The organism is Pararhizobium gei, assembly GCF_029223885.1.
GTDB classification, from domain to species: Bacteria; Pseudomonadota; Alphaproteobacteria; order Rhizobiales; family Rhizobiaceae; genus Pararhizobium; species Pararhizobium gei.
Map to the genome: position 1 here is coordinate 3,443,406 of NZ_CP119409.1, position 13,374 is coordinate 3,456,779.

At 58.7% G+C, this 13,374-nt stretch carries 11 protein-coding genes and 1 tRNA gene; 7 read left to right on the plus strand and 5 right to left on the minus strand.

All coding sequences use genetic code 11. The annotated features are described in order from the left end of the window. Window positions 1-15 precede the first annotated feature (15 nt). Window positions 16-480 (plus strand): Lrp/AsnC ligand binding domain-containing protein, encoded by a 465-nt coding sequence (locus PY308_RS16775; protein ID WP_275784709.1) that lies wholly within the window; start codon window positions 16-18, stop codon window positions 478-480. 200 nt (window positions 481-680) lie between these two features. Next, the gene (locus PY308_RS16780; RefSeq protein WP_275784712.1) at window positions 681-1,043 is read left to right on the plus strand and encodes a hypothetical protein; all 363 of its coding nucleotides are present in this window, start codon (window positions 681-683) and stop codon (window positions 1,041-1,043) included. Between the two features lie 49 nt (window positions 1,044-1,092). On the opposite strand, the gene PY308_RS16785 is transcribed toward PY308_RS16780, so the two are convergent. Beyond that, window positions 1,093-2,130, minus strand: a complete 1,038-nt coding sequence (locus tag PY308_RS16785; protein WP_275784714.1) for an NAD(P)-dependent alcohol dehydrogenase — start codon at window positions 2,128-2,130, stop codon at window positions 1,093-1,095. A gap of 226 nt (window positions 2,131-2,356) precedes the next feature. Here PY308_RS16785 and PY308_RS16790 point away from each other — a divergent pair, with 226 nt between their 5' ends. Continuing rightward, complete coding sequence (locus PY308_RS16790; protein ID WP_275784716.1) at window positions 2,357-3,298, plus strand: AraC family transcriptional regulator; 942 nt, start codon at window positions 2,357-2,359, stop codon at window positions 3,296-3,298. 204 nt (window positions 3,299-3,502) lie between these two features. After that, complete coding sequence (locus PY308_RS16795) at window positions 3,503-3,736, plus strand: hypothetical protein (RefSeq protein WP_275791179.1); 234 nt, start codon at window positions 3,503-3,505, stop codon at window positions 3,734-3,736. A 127-nt stretch (window positions 3,737-3,863) separates the two neighbouring features. Here the strand turns inward: PY308_RS16795 and PY308_RS16800 are convergent, their stop codons facing one another. Next, window positions 3,864-6,887: a calcium-binding protein gene (locus PY308_RS16800; protein WP_275784719.1), complete on the minus strand. Its 3,024-nt coding sequence runs from the start codon at window positions 6,885-6,887 to the stop codon at window positions 3,864-3,866. Between the two features lie 463 nt (window positions 6,888-7,350). On the opposite strand from PY308_RS16800, the gene PY308_RS16805 reads away from it, so the two are divergent. Together PY308_RS16805 and PY308_RS16810 are read left to right on the plus strand one after the other, a co-directional pair. Further along, the gene (locus tag PY308_RS16805) at window positions 7,351-8,148 is read left to right on the plus strand and encodes an alpha/beta fold hydrolase (protein ID WP_275784722.1); all 798 of its coding nucleotides are present in this window, start codon (window positions 7,351-7,353) and stop codon (window positions 8,146-8,148) included. Further along, the gene (locus tag PY308_RS16810) at window positions 8,145-9,791 is read left to right on the plus strand and encodes a PAS domain-containing hybrid sensor histidine kinase/response regulator (protein ID WP_275784725.1); all 1,647 of its coding nucleotides are present in this window, start codon (window positions 8,145-8,147) and stop codon (window positions 9,789-9,791) included. The genes PY308_RS16805 and PY308_RS16810 overlap by 4 nt, the downstream gene beginning before the upstream one ends. A gap of 83 nt (window positions 9,792-9,874) precedes the next feature. Here the strand turns inward: PY308_RS16810 and PY308_RS16815 are convergent, their stop codons facing one another. Then, window positions 9,875-10,813 carry an XdhC family protein gene (locus tag PY308_RS16815; RefSeq protein WP_275784727.1) on the minus strand — a complete coding sequence of 313 codons (939 nt, stop codon included), beginning with the start codon at window positions 10,811-10,813 and terminating at the stop codon, window positions 9,875-9,877. A gap of 250 nt (window positions 10,814-11,063) precedes the next feature. On the opposite strand from PY308_RS16815, the gene PY308_RS16820 reads away from it, so the two are divergent. Continuing rightward, window positions 11,064-11,687 carry a nucleotidyltransferase family protein gene (locus tag PY308_RS16820; RefSeq protein ID WP_275784729.1) on the plus strand — a complete coding sequence of 208 codons (624 nt, stop codon included), beginning with the start codon at window positions 11,064-11,066 and terminating at the stop codon, window positions 11,685-11,687. 142 nt (window positions 11,688-11,829) lie between these two features. Here the strand turns inward: PY308_RS16820 and PY308_RS16825 are convergent. Both PY308_RS16825 and mnmA read right to left on the minus strand, forming a co-directional pair. After that, window positions 11,830-11,906 (minus strand) — tRNA-Met (locus PY308_RS16825). A gap of 161 nt (window positions 11,907-12,067) precedes the next feature. Beyond that, on the minus strand, window positions 12,068-13,273 hold the full coding sequence (mnmA, locus tag PY308_RS16830) for a tRNA 2-thiouridine(34) synthase MnmA (RefSeq protein WP_275791180.1): 1,206 nt from the start codon (window positions 13,271-13,273) through the stop codon (window positions 12,068-12,070). Window positions 13,274-13,374 lie beyond the last annotated feature (101 nt).

Below are 13,374 nucleotides of genomic sequence, written 5' to 3' on the forward strand. Positions count from 1 at the left end.
GAAGGGCGCGCGCCGATGTATGAAATCGACAGGACAGACCGGCGGATCCTCAACATCCTGCAGGCCGACGGACGCATCACCAACCTCGACCTTGCCGACCGCATCGGCCTGTCGCCGACCGCGACCAGCGAGCGCCTGCGCCGGCTGCTGAAGGAAGGTTATGTCACCGGTTTCGGAGCCCGTCTCGATCCGCACAAGCTCGGGTTCGGCCTTCTCGTCTTTATCGAGGTCATGCTCGATAAAACGACGCCCGAAGTCTTCGACAGGTTCGCCGCCGCCATCAGGAAAGCGCCGTCCGTGATCGAATGCCACATGGTGGCCGGCGGCTTCGACTACCTCGTCAAAACCCGGTTCGAGGACATGCACGCCTACCGCAATTTTCTCGGTCAGGTTCTCTGGATGCTGCCGGGCGTGAAGGAAACGCGGACCTATGCCGTGATGGAAGAAATCAAGAACGATGGGCCACTGCCGCTGGCTTGAGACGCTGCCATTTACCGGTCAACTGAGAACGGGGCATTGATTTCACGAGGACTTGTCCGCCGGTGCTTTCGTTTTGTTGAAAAAGCAATTTTGAATATATCTCGGCCGATGGATGTTCGCCCTCTTTCAAACCGCCGCGATTGCGCCTAGCATTTCTTGTCGACCACTGGCTGGCGGCATTTTTTGTTGGGGGGAAATTCATGAAAAAAATCATACTTGCCGCGGCATTCCTGCTTGCGGCCGCATCCGCCGCACATGCCCAAACGGTGAATGCCGGAAAATACACGGTGGAGGGCACCAATCTCGATGGTTCCGGCTATTCGGGCACCGCGGAAATCACGCTCGCCAGCGATACGACCTGCGTTATCGAGTGGGACACCGCCGGGGTAAAATCCACCGGCGTCTGCATGCTCAATGGCGACGCTTTTGCCGCTGCCTATGTGTTGGGGGATGCGCTGGGGCTCGTTGTCTACAAGGTCAACGGCGATGGAACGCTGAGCGGCACATGGACCGTGACCGGCAAGAACGGTTCCGGCACGGAAACGCTCACCGAAACCAATTGATGGCTCGGAAGACCGGCGCGTTGTTCGCGCCGGTCTTCCATTTGTTGAATTAAAGCGTCGCCATGTCGATGACGAAGCGGTAACGCACGTCGCTCTTGATGACGCGTTCATAGGCTTCGTTGACCTGATCCATGCGGATCAACTCGATTTCCGAGACGATGTTATGCTCGCCACAGAAGTCGAGCATGTCCTGTGTTTCCTTGATCGAACCGATCATCGAGCCGGCAATGCTCTTGCGGCCGGGAACCAGCGAGAAGGCATGCACCGGCACCGGATTTTCCGGAATACCAAGCAGAACCAGCGTGCCATCGACCTTCAAAAGTCCGAGATAGGCGTTCCAATCGATCTCTGCAGAGACGGTGCAGAGGATGAGATCGAAGGTGCCAGCGAGCGCCTTGAAGGTTTCGGCATCGGCAGTTGCATAATAATGATCGGCGCCGAGCTTCAGGCCATCCTCTTTTTTCGACAGCGACTGGCTGAGAACTGTGACATCGGCACCCATGGCATGGGCGAGTTTGACGCCCATATGGCCGAGACCGCCCATGCCGAGGATCGCGACCTTCTTGCCAGGACCGGCACCCCAATTGCGCAATGGCGAATACAGCGTGATCCCTGCGCACAACAGCGGCGCTGTCGCCTCGAAGGGAAGGTTTTCCGGAATGGAGAGCACATAGCCCTCCTTGACGACGATATGGTCGGAATAACCGCCCTGCGTCGGCGTGCCGTCAGCCTCGAAGCTATTGTAGGTTCCGACGAGCCCGGGCTGGTACTGTTCCAGATCGATATCGCGGCTGGCGCAGCCGACGCAGGAATCGACGAAGCAGCCGACGCCGACCCGGTCACCGACCTTGAACTTCGACACGCCAGAGCCAACGGCTGTAACGATGCCTGCGATTTCGTGCCCCGGCACCATGGGGAAAGTCGAGTTGCCCCATTCGTTTCGCGCCTGGTGGATGTCTGAGTGGCAGATGCCGGAATATTTGATGCTGATGACGACGTCATCCTCGCGTGGTTCGCGCCTTTCGAAGGTGAAAGGCTCAAGCGGCTTGGACGCATCCGTCGCCGCATATCCTCGTGCCATGGCCATGGTTTTTCTCCGGTGTTGAAGGGGAACTGCAATGATAATCGAGATGGAACAGGGAGCAGCCTCCCCAAAACTTCCTATGCCAAACAGGCATTGCATCGCTACCGCGATCCTGCAAATTTATTGCACGATTCTGCCGCGCGCCTAACTCGGTTGTCACGCATGTAAGGTAAACCACTATATGTCTGAACGCGAGGTCGAATCTAAATAACTGGAAAGATTTTCGATTATGACGCAGGCAAGTTTACTGCAGAAGGCGGAGTTCATCGATCTCCTTGCCTGTTTGACGCATGCCGATGGTGATTTCGACACAACGGCGCCCGGCTTGACGCTTCACCGGCGCTCCCGGCGGGGCACAAAGATTTGCGGCTCGTACAAGCCCGGCTTTGCGCTGATCGTCCAGGGTGCCAAGCAGGTGATGCTGGGCGACGAGATTTACCGCTATGGCCCTGGCGATTATCTGCTCACCTCGATCGACCTTCCCGTTGCGACGCAGATTGTCGAGGCCTCGCCGGAGATGCCCTATCTGAGCATGACGGTTCAGATCGATACCGCCGGGATCGCCGGGCTGATGGCTGTAACCGATGGACAGAATGCGCCATTGCCCGCTGCGTTGCGCGGCATGGCCGTCAGCGCCCTGACGCCCGAGCTGGAGGATGCAGCCCTGAGACTGCTGCGCCTGGTCAGCCGCCCCACAGACATTCCGGCGCTCGCGCCGCTGATCGAGCAGGAAATCCTGTACCGCCTGCTGACCGGCCCACAGGGCGGGCGGCTGCGCCAACTGGCTGTGACCGACAGCCAATCCCATCAGATCAATCGGGCCTGCCTGTGGCTCAAGGAGCACTATACCCTGCCCCTGAAGATAGAGGAACTTGCCAGCCGCGTCAGCATGAGCGTCTCCTCGCTGCATCACCATTTCAAGGCAATCACCGCCATGAGCCCCATGCAGTACCAGAAGCAGCTGCGTCTGCAGGAAGCCCGCCGGCTGATGCTGGAAGAGATGCTGGATGCCGGCTCGGCCGGACATCAGGTCGGTTATGAGAGCCAGTCGCAGTTCAGCCGGGAATATGCCCGGCAATATGGCGAGCCGCCACTCAGGGATGTCGGCCGGATCCGCCGAAGTCTGATGGACGGTTTATCGAACAACGCCGGGCTTGTGAGCGAGGGTTAGCTGCTCGGCCCCGGGCGACGCGTCTCCCACATGAGGCTGTTTGTCTCGACAACGCTCCATGCGGACATAGGCACGGTTGGAAGGAAAGGCTCTTTTGAGTGAAGAGGACCGACCGCTTTCAAGTCTTCGCGAGGGCGTTGTCGTGCTGTATGTCAATTTGCCATTTTGTGGTATCCGGCGCTTTTAAGACGCAAAGGAGTACACATCGTGAGCGAACAGACCGTCGCCGAGGTAACCGACAACATTTACGCATCGCTCCAATCGGACAATGCCAACATCGACCAGCATATCGTGACCCTTAAGCTGGCTCTGGCGCGTGAAGGCGCCACTGAAGCCGTCTTCGATCCGACCAGACTGGCACAAAACAACCGTTCGGGACGCAAGATGATGCAGGCGTATTTTCGGCAGCGCGGTGTGAGCGTGAAGTTCTCGACCTGACAGGCTGGCGGAGTGTGGGTTCCCCTTGACCGCGCAAGACGACCGTAACCGGGGTAGCAGGTGTCACATGGAGATTGACACAGCCCGCATTCCGAAAATACGGGCTGTGTCGTTTTCAATGGACAGATCAAATCAGAATGAAATCGCTCGTGCCCAGTGTCGTCACGCCGTCCAAGGTTGCGATCAAAACGGCTTCGTGGTCGCCATCTTTGCCATCTTCATCGAACCAGAGCCGCTGCGTGTCTTTCTCGTAAAGGAACGTGGCACCGGCTGTCGTGAAGTCGGCCTCGTCGGCAAGCACTAGCTTGATGGCACCACCCGCGCCGAGACCGAACGCAAGTTTGTCGATTGCGATCCTGTCTTCGCCACGCTTGAAGTCGGTGATCTGGTCTCCACCGTCGGCTAGGTTACCGAACTGGAACGTGTCTTTGCCGGTGCCGCCGGTCAGCAAATCTCCGCCCGAGCCACCGATCAGCGTGTCGTCGCCGCCTCGGCCTTCCAGGATATCGTCCTTGCCGCCGCCCGAAATCCAGTCGCTTATATTCGAGCCGCGGATGTCGTCATCCTGGCTTGTCCCAAGGATCTGTTCGATATTTTTGACCGTGAGGCCACGAGCAAGGCCGTCGTTTTTCGAATTGTCGAGCAAATCGAGTTTTACCGAGGAATCATTGCCATAGTAGTTGAAATCCAGCGTATCGATGCCGGAACCACCGTCGAAAACGTCTTTACCTGTAAATTCATTCCGGGTGAAAGAGTCGTCTCCCGCACCTCCCGACAGGATATCGTTGCCCGCGTCATCGTAAAGTCTATCCTTGCCGTCGCCGCCATTGAGCGTGTCGTTGCCGGCGTTACCGCGCAGAACATCGTCGCCGGAACCTCCCGTGACGGTATCGCTTGCCTTGGTGCCGGTAAAATCCAGTGATTCCATGCCGGAAAATGACGTTGTGGAATTGACCACTACCGTGCCGGTGCTGAAGGCAAATTTGACGCCGGCTGTCAGGGCGGAGACATCGACATAGACCATGTCCGTGCCGCTTCCACCGATGGCACTATCGCCGCCATTGATATGGATGAAATCGTTTCCGGCTCCGGCATCGATGCTGTCCGCGTCCGTATCTCCACTGCTTTCTGCTGCCCAGATTGTGTCTGAACCGTCGCCGCCCTTGAGGGTGTCGCGGCCGTCGCCACCATAAATCCAGTCGTCACCGCCCAGTCCATCGATCGTGTCGTTGCCAACATTCCCGTCGAAAGTATCGGAAAGGCCACCGCCGGTGAACGTGTCGGCGCCTGAACCGCCTGTGATATTGACGCGTTCGAAATTCTTGAGTGTGGCGTCACCATTGACGAGGGTGGCATTGGCACTCAAAATGAAGGTCAGCGCCTTGGTGGTTTCACTGCGATCGATTTGAGCAAGGTCGGTACCGCTCCCGCCTTCGGCAATCAGTTTGCCGAAAGTCTTGCCAATGCCGGCGTTGAGTTCAACGATGTCATCGCCGGCACCGAGATCAAGCGTTGTCGTATCGCCGCCGCTGTGCGCCTCGAAGATGGAAAGCTTGACCGTGTCATTTCCGTCTCCGGCGAAAAAGCTATTGTTACCGCCGAGATCGTACAGCACGTCATCACCCTTGCCGGCGACAATTTTGTCGCTGCCGAGCCCGCTGTCGAGCACATCGCTGCCCTCACTGCCATAGAGCTGGTCGTTGCCGTTCGATGATTTGAACCAGACGCTCTGGGCATTCCCGGCTTTCAAAATGTCATTGCCATAGGCGGTGAAGATATTGAAAATCTCGGTATTCTGGGCAAACGACCCGTTGGACAGTGTTCCCTTGCCATTTATGACGTCGAATGTGTAGCCGGTCGCCTGATAGCCGGAGACGTCGATATAGGCCGTATCGATGCCTGAGCCTCCATCGACCGAGTCTTTCCCGCCTCCGGCAAAGATCGTATCGTCGCCCACTTCGCCGTAAAGCCTGTCATCGCCTGCTCCGCCATCGATATAGTCGTCGCCGGCACCCGCTTTTACGGTGTCGCTGCCATCGTAAGTGACAATCTGGTCGTCGCCGCCGAGCGTCAGGATCGCATTCGCTGCGTTGGTGCCATAAATGTCGTAGTTCTCGATATTGACGATGGTCGAGCCATCAGCAAGTGTGTTGACGACGCTCGCGGCCTTGGCGCCAAAATTTCCGACATTGCGAATCTCGAGTTCGTCATTGCCGCTGCCGCCGTCGATCGCGTCCTTGCCATTGAACAACGTCATCAGAATCTGGTCATCGTCGGAGCCGGCATTCACGGTGTCGATGCCACCGCCGGTGATGATGTAGTCCGCGCCCGCATCACCATTCAGCGTATCGTTGCCATCTCCACCAGAGAGGTAATCGCTACCGTTGCCGGCACTGAGCGTATCGTTGCCATCCTCTCCGTGGAGCGCATCATCCCCGTTGCCGCCGGTGATTATGTCATTGCCGACACCGCCCTGCAGGTAGTCATTGCCGTAACTGCCGGACAGGCCGTCGTCTCCCTCGCCACCGAAGATAAGATCGTCGCCCTGGCCTCCGGACAGCATGTCCTTGCCTTCCCCACCGTCGAGAAAATCATTGCCGCCATTGCCGTTAAGCCTGTCAGCTCCGTCCTGGCCACTGAATTGGTCGTTCCAGCGACCACCGTTCAGCGTATCCGCAAAGCCTGTCGCCGAAATCGCGTATTGCTCGACGCCGATGGCCGTAAAGCCAAAGATCTTGGTCGTTGCCGTCGGATCCTGCGCGGTGAACGCGATGCCGGCTGTACTGGACTGAAGGTTGATATCGACGGTATCCGTTCCCAGTCCGCCGTCTACGATATCATTTTTCCAGTCGCCTATGGCATAATCGCTAAAGCGGTCATCTCCCAGTCCACCAGACAGGGTGTCAGCGTTTGCTCCGCCGAAAATGATATCGTCGCCCTGGCCGCCGGAAATCGTATCCGCGCCAAGCTCTCCAAAGAGCGTGTCGCCTTGAGAGCCGCCGCTGATCGTGTCATTGCCGTCGCCGCCCATGAGAATGTCGGCGCCGAACAATCCGTAGATCTTGTCGTTGCCGCCCATGCCGTAGATGTAGTCAGAGGCGTTCCCGCCGATCAGCGTCTCCGATGCCTCGGTTCCATATTTAATTGCCAATTTGCTCACCATGAATATGTGTTTCAGAAAATTGCAGCCCCTCGCACATCCAGTCCCGGATGTGGTCGGCACCGTCGCAACCGACGCTTAGTCGTCCGTAGCGATGTGTTTCTGCGCACGCACATCTGGCTCCAGGGCGGGACCCATACCTGTATCCGCGGGAACAGCGTTTCATCCGCGAACCACACAGGGACCGTTTTTTCGAGAGAAAATGCGACGACACGTGGATGCGGTGTCAGCAAGGCAAACAGCTGCTCCATCAGCTGGTTGGACGTGGCCAAGATTGGCTTAAAAACTCGAAGCCTGCGCGCCTATAACGGGGATCGACGATAGGGCTCCCATAGGCTCCTATCGTCGATCCCCGGTATTACTTGACCAATGCTCACGTCTGCGAATATCACAGCTCCACGTCTAGCAAAGCGGTCAGCCTTTATCTTTCGAGGCAAAAGAAGGGGTCTAATCCATGTCGGTCGTCCGTCGCAACAATGTGAAGATTGCCGGCAAGGGCGCCCGGGCGATGCTTTTCGCTCACGGGTTCGGTTGCGATCAGAACATGTGGCGCTATGTGGCGCCGCAATTCGAAGCCGATTTCCGCGTCCTGACCTTTGACCATGTCGGGGCTGGCGGCTCCGACCTTTCCGCCTATGATTTCGACAAATACAGCACGCTTGAGGGCTATGCCTCCGACATCGTCGAGATCGGGCGGGAGCTTGGGATCGAGGACGGCATCTTCGTCGGCCATTCCGTCAGTGCCATGATGGGCGTGCTTGTCTCGTTGAAGGCTCCGGGCATGTTTTCCAAGCTGGTGCTCATCGGGCCGTCGCCGCGCTATATCAACGACGGTGACTATCACGGTGGTTTCAGCCAGGAGCAGGTCGATGAGCTCCTGGAGTTCCTGGACAGCAACCATATGGGCTGGTCCCAGGCCATGGCGCCTGTCATCATGGGCAATCCTGAACAGCCTGCGCTCTCCGAAGAGCTGACCAACAGTTTCTGCAGAACCGATCCGGAAATCGCCAAGCATTTTGCGCGGGCGACGTTTACTGCCGACAACCGTGCCGATCTCGACACGGTTACGGTTCCATCCCTTATCCTGCAATGTTCCGAGGACGTGATCGCTCCGGTATCGGTCGGGCACTACCTGCATGCCAAACTGCCGGACAGCAAGCTCGTCCTCCTGAAAGCCACGGGTCACTGCCCGAACCTCAGCCATCCCCAGGAGACAACTGAGGCAATCCGGTCGTTCGTGAGCGCCGAATGAACTCGAACACTGGCAGCGATGTCGATGATCTCGTCGACCTCTTCGAGAACGCACCCTGCGGCTATATCTCGGCCGCACCGGACGGGCGCATCATGCTCGCCAACAAAACGCTGTCCTTCTGGCTTGGCGTGTCCAGCGACAAGATTGTCGGACGCAAGTTTATCGATTTCCTGACCATGCCGGGCAAGATCTATTTCGAGACGCATTTCGCGCCGTTGGTGGCGATGCAGGGGGCATTCAACGAAGTCGCTCTCGACATGGTGAAGGCGGATGGAACCCGTTTGCCCGTGCTGGTGAACGCGGTTGCGCGTATCGCCGAGGAGGGAGCCGTCCGGTTTATCCGGATTACCATCTTCAACGCGACCGACCGGCGCCGCTACGAAAGGGAACTGCTTGAAGCGCGAGCGGCGGCAGAGCGTGCGGCGACGGCGCTGAAGGACCTGAACGCAAGCCTGGAAGAACGTATCGCAAGGGCCGTGCATGAAAAGATCACGGCTGAAAGCGCGCTTCATCAGGCGCAAAAGATTGAAGCGCTCGGTCACCTCACAGGTGGCGTTGCCCATGACTTCAACAACATGCTTGCCGTGGTGATCGGTGGCCTGAGCATGGCGCAACGACGAATGGCGAAAGGCGCGTTTGACGACCTCCCCAAACTGCTTGCCTCTGCCCTGGATGGCGCAAACCGCGCCGCGACGCTGACCCAGCGGCTTCTTGCCTTTTCCCGCCAGCAGCCTTTGTCGCCGGAAACCGTGGATGCCAACAAGCTGGTTGCGAACATGGCAGAGATTCTTGCCTCCACTCTCGGCGAGACCATCCAGAAGGAAACGGTGCTGGCGGCCGGATTGTGGCGGACCAAGGCCGATGCCAACCAGTTGGAGAACGCCGTCCTCAATCTCGCCGTCAACGCTCGGGACGCCATGCCCGATGGCGGCAAGCTGACGATCGAAACCGGGAATGCGTATATTGATGAAGCATATGCGGCGGCCCATGACGTTGCGCCTGGCCAGTATGTAATGATTGCGGTCACGGATACCGGCTGCGGCATGCCGCCGGATATCATCACAAAAGCGGTCGACCCGTTTTTTACGACCAAGCCGGTCGGCAAGGGAACCGGCCTTGGCCTTAGCCAGGTCTTCGGTTTTGCCAAGCAGTCCGGCGGGCATATGAAGATCTACTCAGAGGTCGGCATCGGCACGACCATCAAGATCTACCTGCCCCGTGAATATGAACCGGACGATGCCGTGCAGTCCATTCGAGATGAGAGCGTGCCGCGAGGATCTGCGCGCGAGGTCATCCTTCTGGTAGAGGACGACGCCAGCGTGCGCGAAGTCCATACCCGGATGCTGGAGGAACTGGGCTACGGGGTGATGCCTGTCGATGGTCCGGTTGCGGCACTCGCCGCCATTGACGAGCGCCCGGATGTCAGTCTGCTGTTCACAGATATTGTCATGGCACCAATGAATGGCCGCATGCTGGCGGACGAGGCGCGACGCAGGCGTCCGGGGCTGCCGGTTGTTTTTACGACAGGGTACAGTCGCAATGCGGTCGTCCATAACGGCGTGTTGGATCCCGACGTCATCTTCTTGCAAAAGCCCGCCACGCTCGGGGACATCGCCCGCAAACCGCGAGCCGCTCTCGATTAGGAGCCACGCATTCGTCCGTGCATGAATGGCACTTCGCACCTGAATTCAGTCGTGCACTGCGGCTTTTGGATCGAGCGGATCAATCAATCTGATGCGGCCGAATAGGCTTGGGCAATGTCTGCCATGACTGAAAGTGCGAGCGCATTCGCATCGCGCGCCGGTCCGAACATTCCGATCGGCGCCTTGATCAGATCTGTCTGGGCACGTGAGAAGCCGAGTGCCCACAGCGCCGCGCAGCGACGCTCATGCGTTCGCTTGCTGCCGAGCGCACCGATATAAAATGGTTTTCCGCGCAGCCCCGCCAACAGCCAGGGCAGTTCCTGGTCGAGATCGTGAAACAGCAAAGCGACGGCTGTGTCCTGGTCGATGACGCTCGTGTCGAAATTCTGGGAGGTCTGATCGAAGGACAAGACTTCGAATTTCGAGGCAAGAGCAACCCTGGATGCTGTTGCAAGTTCGATCCCGCGTCCGCAAAGTATCAGCCGGAGCTTCGGCTTGTAGGATCGCATGAAGGACGGCTCGCTCCAGGTGCCCGCTGCTTTCCCCTGTGGCTTGACCGCAGTGATCGCCTGCACGCCGGGATCGTACCGCAGAGTGATCCTCTTGCGCTTCTGAAGAGCCGACAAAATTTGGCGGAGCGGCTTCACGTCCTTGACGACATGGATCGCCAGTGTGATGCCTCCGCCGCAGGGAAGGACGATGTCGAAGAACTGCGAGCCTTCGCCGAGGCGGAGGTATCTGTCCATGCCTTTGTTGATTGCCGCAACCGCCTCCGCAGCGACCGCCGCTTCGGTACAGCCGCCCGAGACATAGCCGCAATAGGCGCCGTCACCGCGGACCGCCATCTGAGCGCCGAGTGCGCGCGCAGCCCCTCCCCGGATCTCGACAAGTGTCACTAGCGCACTGCCATATTTTGTCTCGGCACCATCGGCCGCATACTTGACGATCGCCTCGGCGTCATCGGTCATGAAGGCGCAGAATGGCACAGGTGGAGTGTGAAGCATGGAAAGCGGCGTCGGCATGCGGGGATCCTAACACGTTGGACCGCTACGGCAATGCGCTGTTGCAGTGGTCATCTCACCCGACCCGGATTTTCCAGCATGATTGGAAGGCTGAAAATGCGGCTTCTGACGTCGTTCAGGGTATCGCTGCTGGTCGAAGAGCCTCACGCGCGCTATCTGCTGTCCTGGTGGACAGAGGGCAGTCACATGCTGCAGCATAACATCTTGGGCGAGGCCGATCACGGAGCCGATGGTAGCAGACCGAGAAAACATGCAACATCGCGATAGCATTTCGGTCGCAGCCATCTTGCTGGCGGCGGGACAGGCACGTCGCATGGGAGAAAACGGTCCGCATAAGCTGCTGGCCGAGTTCGATGGTATGCCGCTGGTACGGCGTTCTGCAGCCGTCTTGCTGGCCTCGAATGCGACCCCGGCCATTGCCGTGACAGGGCATCGGCGGGACGATATCGAGCAGGCCTTGGCGGGCCTTGGGATCGACATTGCATTCAACCCATTCTACCGGACCGGCATGGGCAGTTCGGTCGCTTGCGGGGTGTCGCATCCTCAAATTGCCGGGTGCGATGGTGTGCTTGTCATGTTGGCAGATATGCCCGGCATCATGACCGAGCATATCGATAGTCTGGTATACGCCTTCCAGCGCTCGGGCGGAGAAGTCATCGTGCGTGCCGGTTTTCGCGAGAAGCCCGGACATCCCGTCGTATTCCCCAAAGTGCTCCATAAAGATCTGAGGGCACTGACAGGCGATTTTGGCGCACGAAAGCTGATTGTCGAAAGCAACCTCCCGGTCGCGACGATCGATATCGGTCCTGCAGCCTTGCTTGATGTCGATACCCCGATGGCCATTATCGAAAATGGAGGCGTATTGCGCACTTGAGCCGCCTCACAGGCGCCCGCTCAGGATAACTGCCGATTCCGTCGACTTCGACGTCTGTCCAGTGACATAAGAATTTCATTCACTGCCGGAGCGAGCATGGCGCCATCTTCAGGCGCGTGCTGAACTTTTCATCGTTGAAAAGTGGTAGCGGGAGAGGGACTCGAACCCCCGACCCCAGGATTATGATTCCCGTGCTCTAACCAACTGAGCTACCCCGCCGCCGCGACGAAAACTGCAGCTTTTGCCGCGTTGCCATCGTCAGATGGCGGCTTATAAGGTGCGGTTCATGCCGGTGTCAAGCCGAGCCGTTTTAAAAAATCGACGCTTTCCAAAGCGGCTGGACGGTTAAGGGGACTGCTCCAGCATCCCAATGCGTGACGTCAGGCTGCGGCGACCGTTTGCAGCAGATCGCGCAACGCGGCTTGCGCCGCGGGCTCCCGTTCGGACCTCAGGATGAAGCCGCCGCCATAAACCCGTGCGTCTTCGCCTGTACCCGAATACAAGGCGCAGGCCTGGCCGGGCGCGACACCTGCCTCCCCGTCCAAGAGGTCCACGAAAATGCCACCGGCATCGGCATGCAGAACGGCCGGGGCCGGCTGCCGGGTGGAGCGAACTTTTGCGAAACAGGAGAACCCGTCTTTCGCCATAGTGCCAATATCGTCGTCGCCGAGCCAGTTTACGTCGCGCAGATAAACCCGGCGGGTTTCAAGCGCTTCCTTCGGGCCAACGATCACCCGGCGCGAGCGTGCGTCGAGATGGACGACATAGAGCGGCTCGCCGGTTGCAACGCCGATGCCGCGGCGCTGTCCGATCGTGTAATGCAGAATACCGTCATGCCGGCCGAGAACCCGGCCGTCCAGATGTACGATATCGCCGGCCAGAGACGCGTTCGGCTTCAGCTTTGAGACAATATCGGAATATTTCCCCTGCGGCACGAAACAGATGTCCTGACTGTCAGCCTTCTTGGCGACGACAAGACCCATGTCTTCAGCCAGCGCGCGCGTTTCCGACTTGGTCAGATGACCAAGCGGAAACCGCAGATAGTCGATCTGCTCCTGTGTGGTGGCAAAGAGAAAGTAGCTCTGGTCGCGATCCGCGTCGGCCGGCCGGTACAGCGCGCGGCGTCCGGGCGCGCCTGGACGGGGATGGGCCTTGGAGCGGATATAATGGCCGGTCGCCAGTGCATCGGCACCGAGGTCACGCGCCGTTGCCAGGAGATCCGCGAACTTCACCGTCTGATTGCAGGCAACGCAGGGGATCGGCGTTTCGCCGGCCACATAGCTTTCGGCGAAGGGATTGATCACCGTTTCGCGAAAGCGCTGCTCATAATCGAGGACATAATGCGGTATGCCGAGTACGTCGCAGACGCGGCGGGCATCGTCGATGTCCTGTCCGGCGCAGCAGGAGCCGGCGCGATGGACAGCCGCGCCATGGTCGTAGAGCTGCAGGGTGATGCCAAACACATCATATCCCTCACGCTTCAAAAGACCGGCAACGACGGAGGAATCGACGCCACCGGACATAGCGACGACGACGCGCGTTTCTTCGGGCTTGCGATTAAAATCTAGACTGTTCAAGGCTTCCATCCGGCACTGAGCGGGCGTCTGGTTACGCCCTGTGCGACCATACCCTGTTTCCAGCAAGCGGCCAACACCCCGGCAAAGCGGGCTAGGTCCTACCCCCACTC